Below are 15,677 nucleotides of genomic sequence, written 5' to 3'. Positions count from 1 at the left end.
CGCCGGCGGGGCATCCGCCCCTTGGCTTGTCCTCGGTTTCCAGCTCGCTATGCTCCCCGGAAACCTGCGGCGGCCCCGGTCGGGGCCTCGTCGCTACGCTCCGGTGTGCTTAGGGCCCGGGGTGATCAGACCCGTTCGATGACGCTGGCGATGCCCTGGCCCACGCCGATGCACATGGTGCACAGGGCGCGGCGGGCGTCGCCGCCGGCCAGCTCATGGGCGGCGGTGGCGACCAGGCGGGCGCCGGACATACCCAGGGGATGGCCCAGGGCGATGGCGCCGCCGTTGGGGTTCACCCGCGCGTCGTCGTCGGCGATGCCCAACTGGCGCAGCACGGCCAGGCCCTGGCTGGCGAAGGCCTCGTTCAGCTCGATGACGTCGATGTCGCCGATGGTCAGGCCCAGTCGGGCCAGCAGCTTCTGCGTCGCCGGGGCCGGGCCGATGCCCATGACGCGCGGCGGCACGCCGGCCGTGGCGGCCCCAACGAAGCGGGCCAGGGGCGTCAGGCCGTACTTGCGCACGCCCTCGCTGGATGCCAGCAGCAGGGCGGCGGCGCCGTCGTTCACGCCAGAGGCGTTGCCGGCCGTCACCGTGCCCTCGGCCTTCACCACGCCCTTCAGCTTGGCCAGCGCCTCCAGCGTGGTGTCGGGGCGGGGATGCTCATCCGTGGTCACCACCTTGGGCTCACCCTTGCGCTGGGGGATGGTGACGGGGACGATTTCCCGCTCAAACCGGCCGCGAGCCTGGGCGGCGGCGGCCTTCCGCTGGCTGGCGATGGCGAAGGCGTCCTGGTCGGCGCGGGACACGCCAAAGTCCTCGGCCACGTTCTCGCCCGTCTCCGGCATGCTGTCGACACCATAGGCCGCCTTCATCGCCTTGTTGACGAAGCGCCAGCCGATCGTGGTGTCGAAGATCTCCGCCTTGCGGGAAAAGGCGTCCTCCGCCTTCCCCATGACGAAGGGTGCGCGGGACATGCTTTCCACCCCGCCGGCGATCATCACGTCCGCCTCACCCAGGGCCACCACGCGGGCGGCCATGGCGACAGCGTCCATGCCCGATCCGCACAGGCGGTTGACGGTGGTGCCGCCCAGGCCGACCGGCAGACCCGCCAGCAGCAGCGCCATGCGGGCCACGTTGCGGTTGTCCTCCCCCGCCTGGTTGGCGCAGCCGAAAACGACATCGCCCACCGCGTCCCAATCCACCTTGGCGTTGCGCGCCATCAGGGCCTTCAACGGTACCGCCGCCAGATCGTCGGCGCGCACCGACGACAGGGCGCCGCCATAGCGCCCGATGGGGGTCCGGATCGCGTCGCAGATGAAGACTTCGGTCATGGAATACGCACTCCTTCGTCGTCGCGAAGGAAGGGGCCTGGCTGGCGCCCGGACGGCGGTCACCCTGTCGGCGATCGCGCGGGGCCTGGTCGGCTGTCCCCTCCCTGGGAAAGTCGTCGCCAACATTTTTTCGTCGGCCGTATCTTTTTGTTCGTCTAGCGCACAAATGTCCGTATAATGAACATTAGAGTGAACCTCCCGCCCCGGCCTGTCAACGGCCGTGGGCGCGAATTCCTGCATGGGAGAGGGCGGCGCATGGGGGACGCGGACGGTGAGGCGGGTGACGAGGGTGGGGAGTTCGTGCGGGCGCTGGCGCGCGGCTTGGCGGTGATCGAGGCCTTCGGCGCCACCCACACGCCCATGACCCTGTCGCAGGTGGCCAAGCGCGCCGACGTCACGCGCGCCACCGCGCGGCGCCTGTTGCACACTCTGTGCGCGCTAGGCTACGTCGCCTTCGATGGCAAGCTGTTCAGCCTGCGGCCCAAGGTGCTGAACCTGGGCCTGGCCTATCTGTCATCCCTGACGCTGACGGGTGTCGCCCAGCCCTTCATGCAGGAACTGGTGGGGCGGGTGCAGGAATCCTGCTCCATTTCCGTGCTGGACGGCACGGACATCGTCTACGTCGTGCGCGTGCCCATGAAACGCATCATGTCCATCGAGATCAGCATCGGTACCCGCCTGCCGGCCGCCCGCACCTCCATGGGCCGGGTGCTGCTGTCAGCCCTGCCGGATGCCGATCTGGACGCCATCCTGGCCGCCACGGCGGACATCAAGGTGGACGCGGTCAAGGCCGCCGTGCGCCAGGCCGGCGGCCAGGGCTGGGCCCTGGTGAACCAGGAACTGGAGGAGGGTTTGCGCTCCATCGCCGTGCCCATCCGCGGCCGGGGTGGGGCCGTGATCGCCGCCATGAACGTCAGCACCCACGCCTCGCGGGTCAGCGAGGCGCAGTTGCGGGAGGAGTTCCTGCCGGCGCTGCAGGCCACGGCGGCGGCAATCTCCCATGCCCTCAGTTTCGCCTGACCGTCACTTCCGCTTGGGCCCATAGCGCTTCCGGGGCGCTCCCCTGAAACCGGGCTTGGGCTTGTGGGGGCCTTCACCGGCGGCGCGGGCGCGGCTGCGCATGGCCAGGACCTGGGCCAGGCGTTCGGCCACGGCGGCGCGGCGTTCGGTTACGGCCTCGCGGTCGGGGAAGTAGGCGGAGAACTTGCGGGTCGCCCAGTAATAAAGGTCGCAGATGCGTGACTGTGCCTCCAGCCCCAGGTCATCCAGGCTGTCGATGCGCTTGCCGGCCACGCTGTCCAGCGGCAGGGGCTGCTCCCGCTCCAGGGCGCGGCAGATGCCGTAGACCAGGTCGGCGTCGGTCTCGCGGTCCAGGTCCGCCGGCATGAACAGCAGGGTCAGGCGGCGGTCGAAGTCCAGGCGGCGGGCGTCCAGGGCCACCGCCATCTTGCGCACCGGCGTCAGGTCGGCCAGGGCGTAGGGTGACCCCTTGGTATCAGCGGCGGCGAAGCAGTCGACCAAGGGCACCAGGCGGTCGGTGCCGACATAGGTCGCCAGGCGTTCCATCATGGCGCGGGTGGGCCGCAGGGTCAGGGACATGGCGGCGTGGACCTTCTCATCTGCCGCCTTGTACATGTGGCGCAGGGCGTTGGGACTGCCGCGCCCGACCACGCCATACTCGCCCACCTCGAACTTGCCATAACGGCCGGCTCGGCCGGCGATCTGCCGCACCTCCGACCCCGACAGGGGCCGCACCTCGTGCCCGTCGAACTTCTCTAGGCTGGTGAACAACACCCGGCGCACCGGCAGGTTCAGGCCCATGCCGATGGCGTCCGTCGCCACCACCACGTCGGCCTCGCCGGTGGTGAAACGCTCCGCCTCCCGCCGTCGCACCTCGGGCGCCAGGGCGCCATAGATCACGGCGGCGCTCAGGCCCGTGGCGCGGATTGTTTCGCGGACGGAATGAACCTCTCGCCGGGAAAAGGCGATCAAGGCGTCGCCCGCCTGCACGTCGCTCCACTCCAGCCGGCGGTCGATCAGCTTCAGCGGCGTCTTGCGCTCCAGCTCCACCACCTCCAGCGGTTCGCCCAGGTACTGGGCCATGCGCTCGACCACCGGGCGGATGTCCGGGGAGCCCAGCAGGTACACCGTCTCCGCCGGCACGCCCACCAGGGCGGCCGACCAGGCCCAGCCGCGCTCCGCATCGGCCAGCATCTGGACCTCGTCGATGACGGCCACCTCCAGGCGGCTCTCCGGATCCAGCATCTCGACCGTAGAGGCGGTGATGCGGGCACCGGGCACGCGGATCTCCTCCTCACCCGTCACCAGGTTGGCGGCCACGCCCTCCTTGTTCAGGCGGTCCATGATCTCCAGCGCCAGCAGGCGCAAGGGCGCCAGGTAGGCGCCGCTGCGGGCGTCCTTCAGCGCCTGCATGGCGCGGCGGGTCTTGCCGGAATTGGTCGGCCCCACCACCAGCACCAGGCGGCGGGGCATGCTGCGCGCCTGGGGGAACAGGTCCTCATAGCGCTTCAGGTCGAAATGGCTGTCGACGAAGCTGCGGCCGCGGGCGTGGATGCGGTCCTGCGCCCAGGCTGCCACCTCCCGTTCCCACCGGCGCAGCACCGACGGCGCGTCCGTCAGGTGGTGGGTGGCCCGCCACAGGCGGTCGCGGATCTCGGCCAGGGCTTCGGCGTCGCTTGACACCTCCGCCTCGATCTCGGCCAGGCGGCGGGCCAGGCTGCTTTCAGCGTCGCGCCGACGCCCGTTCAGCTTGCCATCGGCGCTGACCAAATCGACCAGGGCCGTGCCGTCCAGGCCAGACAGCTCACCGACGGAGAAGGTGCGGTCCACGTTCAGGCGATAGGGATGAGGGAGGCTGGGCAGCCGCACCTCCAGCCTCTGGCTGACGCGGACGCGGTCGGGAACGATGGCCGGGGTGATCTCAAATCCCGCCTCCCGCAGGGGCGGACGGGCGGCGGCCAGAAGGGCAGGGCGCACCACGGCTTCGGACGCCCGGCGCTGGATGGTGGCCAGCAGCTCGTCCCGCCGCGCCTCCTCCACCCAAACCTGTTCCTTGTCGGGGAAGACCAGGGGCAGGGGCACCAGCCCCATGGCCGCCGCTTGGCGAGGGCGCACCAGGCCCAGCTGGGCCAAGGTGGCGCAGCCTTCCTCCGTCGTGGCGACGGCCAGCAGCAGGTCGGGATCCCAGCTGTGGGATTCGGAATCGGGGACGTGCGGGGTGGTGTCGGGCGTCATCGCAGCGAGAAAGACCGGAAAGGACAGGACGTTCCGCCTTTATGGGCCGCCGGGCCGCTGCCGTCCACCCGTCTTGGGCCCACACCGGTTCAGCGTGCGCCCGCCAGCGCCCGGTCAAAGGCGGCGATCAGGTCGTCGCCCACCGTCTGCGCGCACATGATGCGCCCGGCGCCCACGGCGGACAGTTCGGGAAAGTGGACGGCGACGATCTCCGATGGATCGACGCCGGCCGAGATGGCGGCCGCCTTGGCGTCCTCCGAACCGGATACGATGCTGTAATCCACATGTCCGGACGCGATCATCTTCACCAAATCCGACGGCGTGCCGCGGATGGGGCGGACGTGGCTGGCCTCCTCGGCCGTCATGGCGTCTATCACCGGCCCCTTGGACGCGCCCAGCATGCTGCCATAGACACGGGCCTTGTCCCGCAGCAGCGCCTGGATCGAAGGATAGGCCTTGATCCACTCCGCGTTCTTCTTGGTAATGACCACCCAGTCAATCTGCGGGAAAATGGGCTCGGTGAACTTGAACCGCGCCTCGCGGTCCGGTGTCTTGATGACGTTGGGGGTACAGGCCGCCCTGCCGTCCTGCAGGTCCGCCAGAATGCGGTTGCGGGGGATGGGCCCTAGCCAGCTGATCTCATACCCGGCCTTGGCGGCCAATGCCTCTACCCGGGCGGCGATGGGGCCGCGCACGGCCTCGCCATCCGAAACGCCCTGCAGAAAAGGACCCACGTCAGGATAGAGGAACTGAATAACCGGTTTGCCGCTGGGTTGATCCACGGCGCTGGACAGGCCAGTACCACTCGCGATAACGCTTAAGAACAAGCTGCCAATTAAACTCGCGGTGGCGCCCACGGGTCAGGCCCCCAATCGACGGAAAAGAGCGATAGGATGGGTCATTTCTGCCTACCCGCCAAGAGACGTTATTGCCCACCGGCAATAATAATATTGCCCGCGACTGCGCCGCCACTTTCCTAATAACTCAAATCTTAACGGATTAACAATGGCTTGCCGTTTCAAGACCTGAAAACTGTCCTGATGGTAGAGGGTCTGAAAACTGGCCCGAGGTTTGCTTTCCCCTGCTTTCGCCTGCCATCGGGATTGTCCCGACCGGCGCTTTGATGGGGGAAAATCCATGTCTTTCAAGAAGATCGTTATGGCGTGCCTGGTTTTGGTCGGTGTCGGCGTCTATGCCACCAGCCACATGACGGCTGAGCGCAAGGTCGCCATGGCCAGCCCGATCGAGTGCCAGGGCTGCGAGCCCTGGTAAGGCTCATCCTTACGCTTGTACCAGGTGCCGGCCCATCCGGCGCAAAAGCGAACGGCCGCTCCTGGGGGGGAGCGGCCGCTTGTTTTTTTTGATGACGCCAGGCCCTTACTTCGCCGTGCCGTCCTTGGGGGCGTCTTCCGCCACCGTCACGGCGTCGCCGTCATTCAGCATGGTGTTGGGGTTCAGCACGACGCGATCCTTGTCGCTGACCCCGCCCACCACCTCGACCGTGGTGTTGAATTCACGGCCCAGGGTCACGGGGTGGAAGCGTACCTTGCCCTCGCCATCGACCACGGCGACGCGCTTGCCTTCCGGCCGGGTGACGATGGTGTTCACCGGCAGGGCCAGCACCTGAGCACCGGCCTCGGGGAAATGGGCGTTGCCGCGCATGCCGGCCGGGATGGTCAGGTCGGGGTTGGGCAGGTCGGCCTCGACCCGCATGGTGCCGCTGGTGCTGTCCACCGCGTGCGAGATGCGCACCACCTTGGCCGGGAAGCGGCGGCCCGGAAACTCCACGAAGCTGGCGTCCACCGCGGCGCCCACCGCCACGGCCGGCACCTGGCCCTGAGGCACGTCGATGACCAGGCGCAGGTGGTCCTGGCGCGACACCTGGTACAGGGCCTTGCCGCTGCTGGCGTCGGCCACCACCAGGTCGCCCTGTTCCACCAGGCGCTGGGTGATGATGCCGTCGATGGCCGTCGTCACCGTCTTGTAGGCGGTCAGCTGCTCCAGCCGCTTCACGTTGGCGATGGCGGCCTCCAGGTCGGCCTGGGCGGCGTTCAGGGCGGACTCGCGCGTGTCATAGGTCTCGCGCGTCACCCAGCCGTCGCCCAGCAGGGACTTGGACCGGCTGTAGTTGGACTTGGCCAGGGCCAGATTGGCTTCCGCCTGGTGCTGCGAGGCGCGGGCCTGCATCAGCTGCTGGTCCTGATCGGGCGCCTCGATGACGGCCAGGGTCTGGCCAGCCTTCACCACGTCGCCGATGTCCACCAGGCGCTTGCCGATATAGCCGGAGACGCGGGCGTAGACGGTGTATTCCGTCAGGGCCTGGGTCTGGGCCGGCAGCAGCAGGCCGTCGGACGATTTCACCGGCTTGGGGTTGGTGGTCTTCACCTGCAGCGGGGCTTGCGGCCGGGCTTCCGGCGGGGCCTTGGTGCCGCTGGCCAGGTGGGGGGCAGACACCAGGCCGATGGCGGCCAGGGCCACGACGGCGGTGCCCAGCATCCAGGACCGGCGGCGGACGGTGGTCTTAGGGGCGGCGCTCATAATCATCAGACTCCTAAAATCACTCGGCGGCCGAGCCGGCGGGAACGGTGGTGGTGGCAAGCACGGCATGGCGCCGGCGATGCAGCAGGACGTACAACGCTGGAACCGCCAGCAGGGTCATGGGTGTCGAGAACAGCAGCCCGCCCATCACCGCGCGGGCCAGGGGGGCGTTCTGCTCGCCACCCTCGCTCAGCGCCAGGGCCATGGGGATCATGCCCAGCACCATGGCCAGCGCCGTCATCATGACGGGGCGCAGGCGGGCGCCGCCTGCCTCCGCCATGGCGTCCAGGGGTGTCAGGCCCTGTTCGCGCCGCTGGTTGGCGAAGGATACCATCAGCACGCTGTTGGCGGTGGCGACACCAATGACCATGATCATACCCATTAGGGCCGGTTCGCTGAAGGTGGTGCCGGTCAGCAGCAGCATGACGGCGCCGCCCAGGATGGCGGCGGGGGTGGCCCCCAGCACGATCAGCGGGTCCAGCCACGACTGGAAGTTCACCACCATCAGCATGTAGACGAAGACAACGGCCAGGGCCATGCCGGCGGCGATGTCGCCGTAGGCCTGTTCCATGGTCTTGATCTGGCCGCCCATCTCGATGCGGTTGCCGGGCTTCAGCTGCGGGCGCACGGCGTCGATGGCGGCCTTGATGTCGCGGCCGACCGAGCCCAGGTCACGGCCGGAGACGTTGGCGATGACGTCGTAGCGGGGGGCGAAGGAGGTGCGGCTGATGTCCGCGGCCACCTTGGTCGGCACCAGCTTGGCGACATTGCGCAGCAGCACCGGCGTGGTCACCCGTGTGGAATGGATGGGAGTGTTCAGCAGATCCTCGGCCGAGGCCATCAGGCGCTGCGGCGACTGCACCACGACCGGGTAGATGACCAGCGAATTGACATCCATCCAGTAGCTGGGATTGACCACGCCGGAGGACGCCAGCGACACCAGCACCTCCTGCGCCACGTCGTTCTGGGTCAGGCCCAGCTCGGCGGCGCGGGCCCGGTCGACCTCGATGCGGTAGGCCGGCGTGGCCGTCACCTGGCGCAGCGTCACGTCCACCAGGCCGGGGATGTTCTTGAAGCGCTGGCGCAGGTCTTCCGCGATCAGGGCGTTGGGCCCGCGGGCCGTGCCGATGATGCGGATGTCGATGGGGGTGGGCACGGCGCCGTTCAGGATCTGGCTGGTGATGTCGCCGGGCTTCTGGAAGATTTCAACGCCCGGGAAATCCTTGGCCACCATGGCGCGGATCTGCTCGACATACTCATGGGTGGGCCGCGACCGCTTCTCGGTCAGGGCGCCCAGGATTTCACCGTCGGCGGAGCTGACGGTGACGCTGTCGGTCAGGCCCAGGTTCACCGGGTCGGGCAGGCCGATGTTGTCGATGATCAGGCCCAGTTCCTCCGGCGGGATGATCTTGCGGATGGACCGCTCGATGGCGCCGAACTGCCGCGACGCCTCCTCCAGCCGGGTGCCGGCGGGGGTGCGGACGTGCAGGCGGAACTGGCCGGCATCGACCTCGGGGAAGAAGTTGGTGCCGACGAAGGGGATGGTGGCGGCGGCGCACACCAGCAGCACCACAGCGAAACCGGTTACCATCCACGGCCGTGACAGGCCGCCGCCCAGCACCCTCAGGTACCGCTGGCGCAGGCCCTCGAAGCCGCGCTCGAACCCGGCATGGAAGCGCGCCCAGGCACCGGCCACGCCGGTCGGGGGCGCCACATGGCCGTGGTTGCCCTCCTCGCCATGGCCGTGGCCGCGCAGTTCCGCCGGCAGCAGCCAGGCAGCCATGGCCGGGACCAGGGTACGCGACAGCACGTAGCTCATCAGCATGGAGGAGATGACGGCCAGCGCCAGGGGCGAGAACAGGTACTTGGCGATGCCGTGCAAGAAGAAGATGGGCACGAACACGATACAGATGCACAGCGTCGAGACCAGGGCCGGGAAGGCCACCTCGTCCGAGCCTTCCAGGATGGCCTGGCGCAGCGGCTTGCCCATGCCGATGTGGCGGTGGATGTTCTCGATGGCCACGGTGCCGTCGTCCACCAGGATGCCGATGGCCAGCGCCAGGCCGCCCAGAGTCATCACGTTCAAGGTGTGGCCGGCCATGGACAGCACGGCCACGGCCGTCAGGATGGACAGCGGGATGGAGGTCAGCACGATGGCCGTGCTGCGCCAACCACCCAGGAACAGCAGGATCAGGATGGCCACCAGCGCGCCGACGATCAGGCCCTCGTGCTGAATGCCTTCCATGGCGTGCTTGATGAAGGTGGTCTGGTCGAACAGCGGCTGGATGCGCATGCCCTCGGGTGCCGCCTTGCGGATGTCCGGCAGGCGGCGCATGACCTCGTCCACCACCGCCAGGGTGCTGGCGCCGCCCAGCTTCATGATGGTCAGCAGCACGGCGGGCTGGCCGTCGGCGTGCACCACGTTGGTCTGCACGGCGGCGCCGTCGCGAACATTGGCCACGTCGCGCATGAACACGGTGCGGCCGTTCACGTCGCGCAGGGGGATGTCGTTGAAGGTGTCGACGGCGATGGGCGAGCTGTTGAGGCCCACCTGGTATTCGGTGTCGCCGATCTTGGCGGTGCCGGACGGCAGGTTCAGGTTCTGGGCGGTGATGGCCTTATTGACGTCATTGGGGGTCAGGCCGTAGCTGCGCAGCTTGTCCGGGTCGATGTCGACCATGATCTGGCGCGCGTTGCCGCCGTAGGGCAGGGGCAGGCGCATGCCGGGGATGTCGCTGATCTGCGACCGGATGGTGATGCGGCCATAGTCGTACAGCTGCGCCTCCGACATGGTGTCGGACGACAGGGCCAGCTGCAGGATGGGCACGGAGGACCGGCTGTACTGCACGATCAGCGGCGGCTGCGTGCCCGTGGGCATGCGCTTCAGGATGGTCTGGCAGATGGCGGAGATCTGCGAGATGGCCAGGTCGATGTTCACGCCCGGCTGGAAGGTGGTGCGGATGATGCCCACGCCGTTGGACGTCTCGGATTCCACCTCCGCCACGTTGTCGGCGGTATTGATGATGGCCAGCTCACCAAAGGCGGTGATCTTGCCCGTCATCTCCTGCGCGTCCAGGCCCGAGTAGCTCCACACCACGGTGACTGTGGGGATCTCCACCTCGGGGAAGATGTCCGTGGGCATCCGGAACAGGCTCAGCACGCCCAGCAGCGTGATCAGGCCGGCCAGCACGGCGAAACTATAGGGACGCCTCAGGGCGTAGGCGACGATCCACATGGGGGCGGGGCTCCGGCAATGCGATGCGGAAAAATGCAACGCTACACCCAGGGGCCGAGGTCGCCCCCCGCCCGGCACAGCCCAAAACAATTAACGCGCTTGACGGTTAAGGGGAACCTACTTCGATACGCAACGGTTCGAATTTAGGCATGCCGCGACCAATCGCCGCCAAATCGCAAAACTGTGGCCTGCGTCACTGCATCTGTCGGCGAAGGGGAATGTAAAGGCGGCTAACCTTGAATTGCCAAGCTCTCCCTCGGTGCATCCTGGGTGGCATCCTGGCGGCCCGCGACGGTCCGGTCGGACAGGGAAGGTACCCAGCGGACCACGACATACAAGCCGAATCCGCACGCCAGCAGCGGCTTGAACCACGTGGCGGTGGCCAGGTGTAGGCCCCGCGTCCAGACGTGGGTGGTCAGCGCGAAGCACAGCAGCACCAGTACCCAGCCCAGCGCGCGGTTGCGGCGGATATGGAATTCCCAGCCCGCCAGGGCGCCAGCGACCAGCGCCATGTCCCCGAAATGGCCAAGGACCGTACGCGGGTTGAACAGCAGCAGATAGGTCACCATCAACGCCGCGACAGTGGCGGCGGCCTTGGGGGCCGGCAGGCGGCTGACGGCGCCGCGTGCCAGGATCAGCACGGCGACGCCGGCCAGGGCGCGGATGACGGTCTGCGCCATCAGGTCCAGCGGCAGGCCCAGCGTGGCCAGGCCATTGGCGAAATCGTGCCAGACGCCGCCGCCGGGGTTGGCGCTGCTCATGGTCTTGCGCACCAGCTGGCCATATTCGCCCAGGGCGTAGCCGGGGTCCCAGTGCGCCAGGGGCAGGGCCAGGGCCGCCACTAGCCACAGCGCCAGGGACAGGCGCAAGCGGGGCCACAGGGCGAAGGCCAGCATGACCAGGGCCAGTGCCTGGGGCTTGAACGCGCCGGCCAGCACCAGCAGGAAGGCGGCACGGCGCCACCGGCCTTCCGCCACGTCGGCCAGGCCGGCCAGCATCAGGCCCAGCATCAGGAATTCCGTCTGGGCGCCGCGCAGATCCACCACGCCAATGGGCAGCGCCGCCAGCAGGGCGACACCGAACAGCCGTTGCCAATCCGTACCCGGGCAGTCCGCCCCTGGGTAGTCCGCCCCTGGGGAGTCCACCGGCGCCAGCAGGCGGCACAGCCGGGCTACCCCCCACCAGCACACCGCCAGCAGGCTCAGGCGCCATAGGGCATCCCCCAGCAGGGGCGGCAGATAGGCCCAGGGGGTGAACAGCACGGCGCTGGACGGCAGGTAGAGGAAGCCGTTGATGCCATCCTCGTAAATCTCAGCGCCCCGCCACCAGGCCCAGGTGGCCTTGGCATAGATGTGGAATTCAGAAACGAACCGTCCACTAATCACCTGCGCCTCGATCGCCACCAAGGCGATCGCCCAGAGGGCCAGGCCGAACACCAGCGGGCGGGCCAGGGAAGGAAGTGGCGGACGAACCATGTTGCGGGATAACCTATCTCATAGGTAATAGGCTCTATGGTCTATGCCTAACACCTTTGCGCTCAAGGTCAAGTGCCAAGGCCTGGCCGTTGCCCATTTACGATAAAATGTCGCGACGCTGCCCTTGCCCGGCACGAGCGATTGCCGTAAGGCTGCCGTCGCCGACGGTTCCACAGGCCCGCCTGTGGATGAAAAGGGAACGTGGTGAGGATGCGGGGCATCCGACTCCATGGCTGCCCCCGCAACTGTGAACGGTGAGCGCCGCCCACCCCGCCGCACGGGGAAGTGCCACTGGGTTTCCAACGGAACCTGGGAAGGCCGGGCCGGCGCCCTGACCCGTGAGCCAGGAGACCTGCCGCCGGCGGCATTGCGCGTGGTCGCGGGGGCGGGGTGTCCCGGCGGAACCGGTCAGCGGTGATGCGGGCCCCAGGGGTCCCGTGGGCCTCCGGTCTCGTCGAAAGACTATCCCATCCTTCCGGCCGGTCTTGGCCTCTGGTACCACCGGTGCGTGAGACCGGGTGGGATGGAACTGACTGATGACGCACGAGCACACGGCCGTCCCCGGCGTCACCCTGGTCCTGGGCGGCGCCCGCTCCGGCAAAAGCCGCTTCGCCGAAGGGCTGGTGACCGCCCTGCCGGGCCCCTGGACCTATATCGCCACCGCCCAGGCCTGGGATGACGAAATGCGCGACCGCATCGGCCGCCACCAGGCCGAGCGGGTGCCCGGCTGGACGACGGTGGAGGTGCTGCTGGACCTTGCCGGCGCGCTGGCCGCCGCCGGCGATGGGCCGGTTCTGGTCGATTGCCTGACGCTATGGCTGACCAACGTCATGCTGGCCGACCGGGACGTGGCCGCCGCCGTCGCCGCGCTGGAGGCGGCGCTGGCCGCCCGCACCGGCGCCACCGTCCTGGTGGGGAATGAGGTGGGCATGGGGATCGTGCCCGAGAACGCGCTGGCCCGCGCCTTCCGCGACCATGCCGGCCGCCTGCACCAGCGCCTGGCGGCCACGGCGTCGCAGGTGTTCCTGACGGTGGCGGGCCTGCCCCTGAAAGTGAAATAAGAGCGGAAGGAGATAGCCATGGCCGATCTTGAGTCCCCGGACGACGAAGCCGCCCGCCATCGCGAGAAGATGCAGAAGCGCAAGGCCGTGCAGGACGCGCGTGTGGCGCAGGCCACGCGGGAGAAGGGCCTGCTGATGGTTCACACGGGCCCCGGCAAGGGCAAGACCACGGCGGCGCTGGGCATGATGCTGCGCACCGCCGGTTATGGCCTGCGGGTGGGATTCATCCAGTTCGTGAAGGGCAATTGGGCGACGGGGGAGCAGACGGCGCTGACGCGCTTTTCCGACCTGATCGACCACCATGTGATGGGTGAGGGCTTCACCTGGGACACCCAGGACAAGGAGCGTGACATCGCCGCCGCCGTCCGCGCGTGGGAGCTGGGCCGCCGCATGCTGGCCGACCCGCAGTACCACCTGGTGGTGCTGGACGAGATCAACATCGTGCTGCGCTACGGCTACCTGGATGTGGCCGAGGTGCTGGCCGGGCTGAACGCCCGCCTGCCCGACACCCATGTCCTGGTCACCGGCCGCAACGCCAAGCCCGAGATCATCGAGGCCGCCGATCTGGTGACGGAGTTCCAGGCGGTGAAGCATCCCTTCCAGGCCGGGATCAAGGCGCAGCGCGGGATCGACTTCTGATGGCCGACCGTACCGCCGGGGGCGCCCGCGCCCTGATGATCCAGGGCACCGGTTCGGACGTGGGCAAGTCGCTGCTGGTGGCGGCATTGGCCCGGGCCTACACGCGGCGCGGCCTGCGGGTGCGCCCGTTCAAGCCGCAGAACATGTCCAACAACGCCGCCGTGACGCCGGACGGGGGGGAGATCGGCCGCGCCCAGGCGCTGCAGGCCCGCGCCTGCGGTCTGGCACCCTCGGTGGACATGAACCCGGTGCTGCTGAAGCCGCAGACGGACGTGGGCGCGCAACTGGTGCTGCGCGGGCGCGTGTTGGGCAATGCCGAGGCCTCGGCCTATCAGCGCCGCAAGGGCGAACTGCTGCCGGCCGTGCTGGAAAGCTTCCACCGCCTGCGGGGGGAGTGCGACCTGGTGGTGGTGGAGGGGGCGGGCAGCCCGGCGGAAACCAACCTGCGCGCCGGCGACATCGCCAACATGGGCTTCGCCCGTGCGGCCGGCGTGCCGGTGGTATTGGCCGGCGACATCGACCGGGGCGGCGTCATCGCCAGCCTGGTGGGCACCCATCGCGTGCTGGACGTGGAGGATCGCGCCCAGATCCGCGGCTTCCTCATCAACAAGTTCCGCGGCGACGTCCGCCTGTTCGAAAAGGGCGTGACGGAGATCGAGGCCCGCACCAGCTGGCCCTGCTTCGGCGTCATGCCGCACCAGCCGGCGGCGGCCCGCCTGCCGGCCGAGGACGGCATGGACTTGGCCCACTGGGCGAAACGCGCCTCCGGTGGGCCCTTGCGCATTGCCGTGCCCATGCTGTCGCGCATCGCCAATTTCGACGACCTCGACCCCCTGCGGCTGGAGCCGGGCGTGACGGTGGCGATGGTGCCCCCCGGCCGGCCCCTGCCGGGCGACGCCCACGGCGTCATCCTGCCCGGATCCAAGGCGACGCTGGCCGACCTGGCCTTCTTCCGCGCGCAGGGGTGGGACATCGACCTGGCGGGCCACGTGCGCCGGGGTGGTTGGGTACTGGGCCTGTGTGGCGGCTATCAGATGCTGGGCCGCACCGTGGCCGACCCCGACGGCATCGAGGGGGCGCCCGGCACCGCCGCCGGCCTGGGCTACCTGGACGTGGAAACCGTGCTGGCCCCAGCCAAGACCCTGCGGGCGGTGACGGGCCGTGATGCCGCCAGCGGGTCGGCCCTCACGGGCTATGAGATGCATCTGGGCGTGACCCAGGGGCCGGATAGCGCCCGGCCGCTGCTGCATCTGGACACCGAGGGCGGCGGCATGGTGGCGGAAGGGGCGGTCAGCCTTGATGGCCGCGTCGCCGGCACCTATGTCCACGGCCTGTTCGGCCATGACGCCCAGCGGGCGGCCTGGCTGCGGCGATGGAACGTGGCCCCCGGCCTCGATAGTTACGACGGCACGGTGGAGGCGGCGCTGGATGACCTGGCCATGGCCGCCGAACGCCACCTGGATCTCGACGCGCTCTGGGCCATCAGCCGATGACCGCCCCCGACAGGCCGTGCCCCGACTTCGACGCAGACTTCCGGTCCCATTTCCGGGACCTGCTGGTCTGGCGGCGCGACGTGCGGCGCTTCCGTACCGACCCTCTGCCGGACGGCCTGCTGGAATGCCTGCTGGATCTGGCCTGCCTGGCGCCGTCCGTGGGACTCAGCCAGCCCTGGCGTTTCGTCCGCGTGGATGATCCCGCCCGCCGCGACGCCGTGCGGGCGGAGTTCGAGCGCTGCAACGCCGCGGCGCTGGCGGCCCAGGGGCCGGACCGCGCCCGCCTCTACGCCAGCCTGAAGCTCGCGGGTTTGCGGGAGGCGCCCTGCCACCTGGCGGTGTTCGTCGACCCCGACCCGGCGCAGGGCGCAGGCCTGGGCCGTCGCACCATGCCGGAGACCCTGGCCTATTCCGCCGTGGCGGCCATCCAGACGCTGTGGCTGGCGGCGCGGGTGGAGGGGATCGGCCTGGGCTGGGTTTCCATCCTGCAGCCGGAGGTGATGAATGGCCTGCTGGCAGTGCCGGCCGAGTGGCGCCTGGTGGGCTATCTCTGCATCGGCTATCCCGCCGAGCCGGACGACGTGCCCGAACTGGAACGCGTCCATTGGGAACAGCGGCATCCGCTGTCCGACGTGCTGTTTCAGAGATGA

General features: G+C 68.9%; 12 protein-coding genes and 1 riboswitch. Of the genes, 6 read left to right on the top strand and 6 right to left on the bottom strand.

What is annotated here, in order from left to right:
* Positions 1 to 125 precede the first annotated feature (125 nt).
* Complete coding sequence (pcaF, locus tag Y958_RS27855; RefSeq protein WP_088875078.1) at positions 126 to 1,331, bottom strand: 3-oxoadipyl-CoA thiolase; 1,206 nt, start codon at positions 1,329 to 1,331, stop codon at positions 126 to 128.
* A 255-nt stretch (positions 1,332 to 1,586) separates the two neighbouring features.
* Here pcaF and Y958_RS27850 point away from each other — a divergent pair, with 255 nt between their 5' ends.
* The gene (locus Y958_RS27850; protein WP_088875077.1) at positions 1,587 to 2,351 is read left to right on the top strand and encodes an IclR family transcriptional regulator domain-containing protein; all 765 of its coding nucleotides are present in this window, start codon (positions 1,587 to 1,589) and stop codon (positions 2,349 to 2,351) included.
* Between the two features lie 3 nt (positions 2,352 to 2,354).
* Here Y958_RS27850 and Y958_RS27845 read toward each other — a convergent pair whose 3' ends face one another.
* Entirely contained in the window at positions 2,355 to 4,586 is a 2,232-nt protein-coding gene (locus tag Y958_RS27845) for a helicase-related protein (RefSeq protein WP_088875076.1), read from the bottom strand.
* 89 nt (positions 4,587 to 4,675) lie between these two features.
* The gene (locus Y958_RS27840) at positions 4,676 to 5,281 is read right to left on the bottom strand and encodes a substrate-binding periplasmic protein (RefSeq protein WP_186291539.1); all 606 of its coding nucleotides are present in this window, start codon (positions 5,279 to 5,281) and stop codon (positions 4,676 to 4,678) included.
* Between the two features lie 442 nt (positions 5,282 to 5,723).
* On the opposite strand from Y958_RS27840, the gene Y958_RS32915 reads away from it, so the two are divergent.
* Positions 5,724 to 5,858 carry a hypothetical protein gene (locus tag Y958_RS32915; protein ID WP_276328596.1) on the top strand — a complete coding sequence of 45 codons (135 nt, stop codon included), beginning with the start codon at positions 5,724 to 5,726 and terminating at the stop codon, positions 5,856 to 5,858.
* A 105-nt stretch (positions 5,859 to 5,963) separates the two neighbouring features.
* Here Y958_RS32915 and Y958_RS27835 read toward each other — a convergent pair whose 3' ends face one another.
* The 3 genes from Y958_RS27835 to Y958_RS27825 form a co-directional block, all read right to left on the bottom strand.
* Positions 5,964 to 7,124, bottom strand: coding sequence for an efflux RND transporter periplasmic adaptor subunit (locus tag Y958_RS27835; RefSeq protein ID WP_186291538.1), 1,161 nt, complete (start codon positions 7,122 to 7,124; stop codon positions 5,964 to 5,966).
* Positions 7,125 to 7,143: 19 nt separating this feature from the next.
* A complete protein-coding gene (locus Y958_RS27830) occupies positions 7,144 to 10,359 on the bottom strand; it encodes an efflux RND transporter permease subunit (protein WP_088875073.1) in 3,216 nt (1,071 codons plus the stop codon).
* Between the two features lie 230 nt (positions 10,360 to 10,589).
* Positions 10,590 to 11,834 (bottom strand): glycosyltransferase 87 family protein, encoded by a 1,245-nt coding sequence (locus tag Y958_RS27825; RefSeq protein WP_088875072.1) that lies wholly within the window; start codon positions 11,832 to 11,834, stop codon positions 10,590 to 10,592.
* Between the two features lie 148 nt (positions 11,835 to 11,982).
* A riboswitch (cobalamin riboswitch) is annotated at positions 11,983 to 12,208 on the top strand.
* Between the two features lie 162 nt (positions 12,209 to 12,370).
* Here Y958_RS27825 and cobU point away from each other — a divergent pair.
* Genes cobU through bluB form a run of 4 tightly spaced genes read left to right on the top strand, consistent with a single transcriptional unit; the run spans position 12,371 to position 15,677 of the window.
* Positions 12,371 to 12,895 (top strand): bifunctional adenosylcobinamide kinase/adenosylcobinamide-phosphate guanylyltransferase, encoded by a 525-nt coding sequence (gene cobU / locus Y958_RS27820; protein ID WP_088875071.1) that lies wholly within the window; start codon positions 12,371 to 12,373, stop codon positions 12,893 to 12,895.
* Positions 12,896 to 12,913: 18 nt separating this feature from the next.
* Entirely contained in the window at positions 12,914 to 13,534 is a 621-nt protein-coding gene (cobO, locus tag Y958_RS27815) for a cob(I)yrinic acid a,c-diamide adenosyltransferase (RefSeq protein ID WP_088875070.1), read from the top strand.
* On the top strand, positions 13,534 to 15,027 hold the full coding sequence (locus Y958_RS27810; protein ID WP_088875069.1) for a cobyric acid synthase: 1,494 nt from the start codon (positions 13,534 to 13,536) through the stop codon (positions 15,025 to 15,027). Before cobO ends, Y958_RS27810 begins: the two co-directional genes overlap by 1 nt.
* Positions 15,024 to 15,677, top strand: a complete 654-nt coding sequence (bluB, locus tag Y958_RS27805) for a 5,6-dimethylbenzimidazole synthase (RefSeq protein ID WP_088875068.1) — start codon at positions 15,024 to 15,026, stop codon at positions 15,675 to 15,677. Before Y958_RS27810 ends, bluB begins: the two co-directional genes overlap by 4 nt.

The sequence above is a fragment of the Nitrospirillum viridazoti CBAmc genome (assembly GCF_000730165.1).
Lineage (GTDB): Bacteria > Pseudomonadota > Alphaproteobacteria > Azospirillales > Azospirillaceae > Nitrospirillum > Nitrospirillum viridazoti.
The sequence above is the reverse complement of the archived record's forward strand: the minus strand, read 5'-3'. Positions and strand labels throughout refer to the sequence as shown.

Coding starts and splice junctions, on each gene's coding strand:
- pcaF (WP_088875078.1), bottom strand. CDS start 1,331: ATGACCGAAGTCTTCATCTGCGACGCGATCCGGACCCCCATCGGGCGC.
- Y958_RS27850 (WP_088875077.1), top strand. CDS start 1,587: ATGGGGGACGCGGACGGTGAGGCGGGTGACGAGGGTGGGGAGTTCGTG.
- Y958_RS27845 (WP_088875076.1), bottom strand. CDS start 4,586: ATGACGCCCGACACCACCCCGCACGTCCCCGATTCCGAATCCCACAGC.
- Y958_RS32915 (WP_276328596.1), top strand. CDS start 5,724: ATGTCTTTCAAGAAGATCGTTATGGCGTGCCTGGTTTTGGTCGGTGTC.
- Y958_RS27835 (WP_186291538.1), bottom strand. CDS start 7,124: ATGAGCGCCGCCCCTAAGACCACCGTCCGCCGCCGGTCCTGGATGCTG.
- Y958_RS27830 (WP_088875073.1), bottom strand. CDS start 10,359: ATGTGGATCGTCGCCTACGCCCTGAGGCGTCCCTATAGTTTCGCCGTG.
- Y958_RS27825 (WP_088875072.1), bottom strand. CDS start 11,834: ATGGTTCGTCCGCCACTTCCTTCCCTGGCCCGCCCGCTGGTGTTCGGC.
- cobU (WP_088875071.1), top strand. CDS start 12,371: ATGACGCACGAGCACACGGCCGTCCCCGGCGTCACCCTGGTCCTGGGC.
- cobO (WP_088875070.1), top strand. CDS start 12,914: ATGGCCGATCTTGAGTCCCCGGACGACGAAGCCGCCCGCCATCGCGAG.
- Y958_RS27810 (WP_088875069.1), top strand. CDS start 13,534: ATGGCCGACCGTACCGCCGGGGGCGCCCGCGCCCTGATGATCCAGGGC.
- bluB (WP_088875068.1), top strand. CDS start 15,024: ATGACCGCCCCCGACAGGCCGTGCCCCGACTTCGACGCAGACTTCCGG.